The organism is Myxococcus sp. AM009, from assembly GCF_013372605.1.
Lineage (GTDB): Bacteria > Myxococcota > Myxococcia > Myxococcales > Myxococcaceae > Myxococcus > Myxococcus vastator.
Window position 1 is genome coordinate 1 of record NZ_JABXEP010000293.1, and the last position, 4,082, is coordinate 4,082.

General features: G+C 72.3%; 7 protein-coding genes. 5 read left to right on the plus strand and 2 right to left on the minus strand.

Annotated elements, in window-relative coordinates:
- Together HV824_RS35015 and HV824_RS35020 are read left to right on the plus strand one after the other, a co-directional pair.
- Positions 1-303, plus strand: a 303-nt coding sequence (locus HV824_RS35015) for an adenylate/guanylate cyclase domain-containing protein (protein WP_176425210.1), incomplete at its 5' end; no start/stop codon positions are given.
- Between the two features lie 53 nt (positions 304-356).
- Positions 357-770, plus strand: coding sequence for a type II secretion system protein GspG (locus HV824_RS35020; protein WP_176419908.1), 414 nt, complete (start codon positions 357-359; stop codon positions 768-770).
- Here the strand turns inward: HV824_RS35020 and HV824_RS37850 are convergent.
- Positions 767-892, minus strand: coding sequence for a hypothetical protein (locus HV824_RS37850; RefSeq protein WP_255208598.1), 126 nt, complete (start codon positions 890-892; stop codon positions 767-769). The genes HV824_RS35020 and HV824_RS37850 overlap by 4 nt on opposite strands.
- Before the next feature lie 51 nt (positions 893-943).
- Between HV824_RS37850 and HV824_RS35025 the strand changes: the two genes are divergently transcribed.
- Together HV824_RS35025 and HV824_RS35030 are read left to right on the plus strand one after the other, a co-directional pair.
- The gene (locus HV824_RS35025; RefSeq protein WP_176419909.1) at positions 944-2,305 is read left to right on the plus strand and encodes a universal stress protein; all 1,362 of its coding nucleotides are present in this window, start codon (positions 944-946) and stop codon (positions 2,303-2,305) included.
- A gap of 138 nt (positions 2,306-2,443) precedes the next feature.
- Complete coding sequence (locus HV824_RS35030; RefSeq protein WP_176419910.1) at positions 2,444-3,031, plus strand: Fis family transcriptional regulator; 588 nt, start codon at positions 2,444-2,446, stop codon at positions 3,029-3,031.
- A gap of 9 nt (positions 3,032-3,040) precedes the next feature.
- On the opposite strand, the gene HV824_RS35035 is transcribed toward HV824_RS35030, so the two are convergent.
- Entirely contained in the window at positions 3,041-3,442 is a 402-nt protein-coding gene (locus HV824_RS35035; RefSeq protein WP_176419911.1) for a hypothetical protein, read from the minus strand.
- A gap of 178 nt (positions 3,443-3,620) precedes the next feature.
- Between HV824_RS35035 and HV824_RS35040 the strand changes: the two genes are divergently transcribed.
- A partial coding sequence (locus HV824_RS35040) for a hypothetical protein (RefSeq protein ID WP_255208599.1) occupies positions 3,621-4,082 on the plus strand: 462 nt, incomplete at its 3' end.

A 4,082-nucleotide genomic window follows, 5' to 3' on the forward strand; every position in this document is an offset into this window, starting at 1 on the left:
GAGGCGGAGTGGGCGGCGGGCGGGCGCGAGGGCCAGCCGCTGGTGCTGGAGCTGGGCGTCGGCATCAACTCGGGCGTGGTGGTGGCGGGCAACATCGGCAGCACGGTGCGCGCCGAGTACACCTGCATCGGTGACGCGGTGAACGTGGCCGCGCGGCTGTGCTCGCTGGCGGGCCCGGGGGAAATCCTGGTGGGGGAGCGCACCCGTGAGCTGGTGGACGCCAACGAGACGGCCTTCGAGGACCTGCCTCCCGTGCGGCTGAAGGGCAAGCAGCAGCCCGTTCCACTGTTCCGTGCCCTGTAAGGGGTGAAGTCCACGCGCGCCTCGCGAGCGGAAAGGGGCTATAGGAAGGTGTCATGAACGCCTCGTCTGACGAGCCCCCTCCGTCCCGCCGCTCCCCCGTGCTGTTCGTGGGGCTCGTCTTCGGACTCGGGTTGGTGGTCGCCGTCCTGGTGGGCGCGCTGAGCGGCTCCAAGGCCGTGCACGCCGACCGCATCCACCAGGACTTCGCCGTGCTGGAGGAGGCCCTGGGCCGCTACCTCGCGGACAAGGGGAGCCTGCCGGAAGACGCGGACGTGGAGGCGCTGCTGGTGCCCGCGTACCTGCCCTCCGTGCCGCTGGACCCGTGGGGCCGGGTGTACCGCTACACGAGCAACGGCGAGGAGGTCTTCCTGGCCACCTTCGGCAAGAGCGATGACCGGGGCGGCTCGGGCGAGGAGCAGGACCACACCAACCACGACGGGCACGCCGCGCCCAAGGTGGCGCGCTAGCGCACGCGCCGGGCGGGCAGGCGCTGGGGCGTGTCCATGCCCCGCGAGCCCACGTCCGCGGTGTGCGCCGGGCCCTGGAGCGAGCCAGCGTGGCGCGGGTGCCCGCTCCCTGGCGTCGCCATGGCCATCGTTTCCTTCACGGGGAAGGGTCTTCCCGAACCTGGAGGGCAGCCATGGCCATCGTGTGTGTCACCAACCTGTCCCCTGAGTCCCTCGCGGCGGCCCACGTGGCGGCGGCCGTGGCGGGACGGCTGCAAGAGCCGCTGCTGCTCCTGGGCGTCGCGGAGGGCGACGCCTTCCTCGACGACGGCTCCAGCGCGTTGACGCTCACCCAGCAGCGGTTGGAGGCGGAGGCTGCGCGGCTCGAGGCGCTCGCGCGGGTGGTGCGCTACCGGCTGCAGACGGGCACCCCCGCCGACGAGGTGCTGAGCGACGAGGAGTGCCGGCAGGCGCGGTGGATTGTGGTGGCCGCGTCCGGCTGGCGCACCTCGGCGTGGCGGCGGGCCACGGTGCCCGAACGCCTGTCCCGCTACGGCTGCGCGCCGGTGCTGGCCGTGCGCAGCGACACCGCGTTGACCGACTGGGCCAGGGGCCGCAGGCGGCTGCTGGTGCTGGTGGGCGTGGACCCCGGCTCTTCCACCACGGGCGCCGCGGTGGCCTTCCTGCGCGAACTGCGCCGGGTGGGGCCGTGTGACGTGCTGGCCACCTACGTGTGTTCGCCCATGGACGAGCGGGAGCGGCTGGGCATCCACAGCCCCGTGCACGTGGAGCTGCTGGAGCCAGGGCTGCAGGACATGGAGGCGCTGGACCCCATCGTGGAGCGCGTGCTGCAACGCGAGGTGCGCGAGCAGGTGGGCGAGCTCGTGGGCGAGGGCAGCGTGGAGGTGGTGCTGGAGCCCGGCTTCGGCCGTCCGGCGGACCACCTGATGCACGTGGCGCACACGCGCGGCGTGGACCTGATGGTGGTGGGCACGCACCAGCGCAGCGGGGTGAAGCGGCTGTGGCACGGCTCGGTGTCCGCGGGCGTGCTGCGGCACGCGGCGCACTCCGTGGTGTGTGTGCCGCCCATGGTGCAGGCCCGGCGCGCGGACCGCGCGCCGCGCAGCGTGCTGGTGCCCGTGGACTTCTCCGAGGCCAGCGCCAAGGCCATCTTCCAGGCGCGCACGCTGGTGGGGCCGGGGGGGCGGGTCCACCTGCTGCACGTCCACCGCCGCAAGCTGGAGGACCGCGGCTTCGCGGACCACTACGGCGTGCTGCCCGAGCCCGTGAGGGACCGGGAAGGGGTGCTCCAGCGGCTGTGGGCGCTGGTGCCGCGCGACGAGACCGCCCAGGCCGTGCGCTGGAGCGTGGAGGGGGTGACGGGCGAGGACGTGACGCTGGCCATCTGCCAGGCCACGGAGCGCGAGGGGGTGGACCTGGTGTGCGTGGGGACGTCCCTGGAGCCCTCGCGGCTGCGGGACGCCCTGGAGGGCGAGGTGGCCCATGAGCTGGTGGCCCGCTGCCGCCGGCCCGTCATGGTGGTGCCCTCCGCCTGAGGCAGGTGTTCCAGACAGCGGGAACACCTGTCATTACATGAAAGGATTATCAGGTGGTGCCGGCTCCGACGTGCCCGAAAGGGCACGTCTGGATTAGCATCTAGAAATCACGCATTTCCAGACGCAGGGGGGCCGCCGGTGACACCGCAGGGTTATCGTGAAGTGGAGCTCGTCTGTAACCGTTCCTCGCTGCTCCTGCATGGGGGCACGGAAGAGGAGCGGCGCAGCTGGGCGCAGGAAGCCGCGCGCAACTTCAACGTGGAGCTGGCGGAGGTGCGGCAGGCGGCGGAGCTGCCGCAGGCGCTCCGGCAGCCCAACGGGGTGGTGTTCATCCCGGACGTGGCGAAGCTGGGGCGGGACGCGCAGTTCGTCCTGCTGCAGTGCCTGCGGACGCAGGAGGAGCGGCCGAAGCTGGTGCTGGGCGTCTCCGGCTCGGCGGACGCGGCCCTGGCGCGCGGCACGCTGCGCGAGGACCTGCACTACCGCCTGCACAAGGCCCAGGTGGACCTGCAGAAGGACGGGCTGCGGGACGTGTTGAAGCACCGCTGGGCACAGCAGGCCGAACAGCTCGCGCTGAAGGCCGCCGTGGCCCGCGCCGCCGAGGAAGCGGCCCGCGAGGCGGCCATTGCCCGGCGTCCGGGCACGGTGACGCGCATCGCTCCCAAGCAGAAGAAGGTGAGCGGCGGCGCGCGCGCGAAGGCCGTGTCCAGGAACGCCGCCCGCTGAGGCCTCGCCTCAGTGCCGGTGCTTCTGTCCGCGCTTCGTCTTGGTGGCGGGGCGCGCCTTCTTCGCGGCGCCGCGCCTGGCGGCGGCGGCCTGGGCGGGCACGGACTTGCGGCCCACCGGGTTGCTCGCTCCCGCCGCGGAGGCCGTCTTGGCGGACGGTGACTTGCGGCGCGCCGGCGTCTTCGTGGGCTTGCCACTCTCGATGACGCCGCGGGCCGCCTTGGCCGTGCCCCGCGTCCCCGCCGACTTCACGCGGCCTCGGGTCGGCGTGCCCCGAATCCTGGACTGGAGGTTGGCTACCCCCCGAGCCGTCACCACCGCGGTGCCCAGGAGGACCCGCGCTCCGCGCGTGCCGGCCTCGACGGCCACCTCCTTCACCCTGTCCACCAGCCCCCGCTTGGAAATCGCCATGGCGTGCCTCGTCTCTCTGGCTGTCCTTCGCTGCCGCCAAAGGTAGTCACGGGCACACGGGCGTGAAGCCGTCTCCCCCGCTCCGGCCCCCGCATTCCAAGGTGGGCGGGAATGTGTGAAGCGGGGAAACTGGGCTAGAGTCCGGCGCACTGTCCCATTTCCTTCTCGGAGCAAGAGCATGTCCCAGGACAACACCGGAAAGCCGAAGCGCGGCCTGAAGCGGCCCATCGAGGTCGTTCGCGCGGAGCTGCTCAAGGACCCGGAGACGAAGAAGATCGCCGAGGCCGTGAGCATGAAGCTCGAGGACTACGTGGAGCTGGTCCTCAAGTACGCCCAGGACAAGGACAAGGAGGCCGAGGTCGCCGTCATCTCCGACGAGGAGCTGCGCCGCAACGGCTTCAACCCCCTCTCCGCCGAGGAGGCCGCCAACATCCTCATCAAGGGCATGAAGGGCGAGCTGCCCGGCTCCCCCCCGGACTTCGAGGCCTCCAAGTTCACCCAGGACAAGGCCTCCACCGCCGCCAGCGCCCCACCCTGGTCCCACGCGCTGCCGTTGGTGGAGGAGCTGCGCCGCACCCACGCCAGCGCCACCCGCGAGCTGGGCGACCCGGTGTCGCGCCGCACGTGGGAGGTGTCCGCA

Excerpts from the sequence above, each read along its gene's own strand:
- HV824_RS37850 (WP_255208598.1), bottom strand. The coding sequence starts at position 892 with ATGGCGACGCCAGGGAGCGGGCACCCGCGCCACGCTGGCTCGCTCCAG.
- HV824_RS35020 (WP_176419908.1), top strand. The coding sequence starts at position 357 with ATGAACGCCTCGTCTGACGAGCCCCCTCCGTCCCGCCGCTCCCCCGTG.
- HV824_RS35025 (WP_176419909.1), top strand. The coding sequence starts at position 944 with ATGGCCATCGTGTGTGTCACCAACCTGTCCCCTGAGTCCCTCGCGGCG.
- HV824_RS35035 (WP_176419911.1), bottom strand. The coding sequence starts at position 3,442 with ATGGCGATTTCCAAGCGGGGGCTGGTGGACAGGGTGAAGGAGGTGGCC.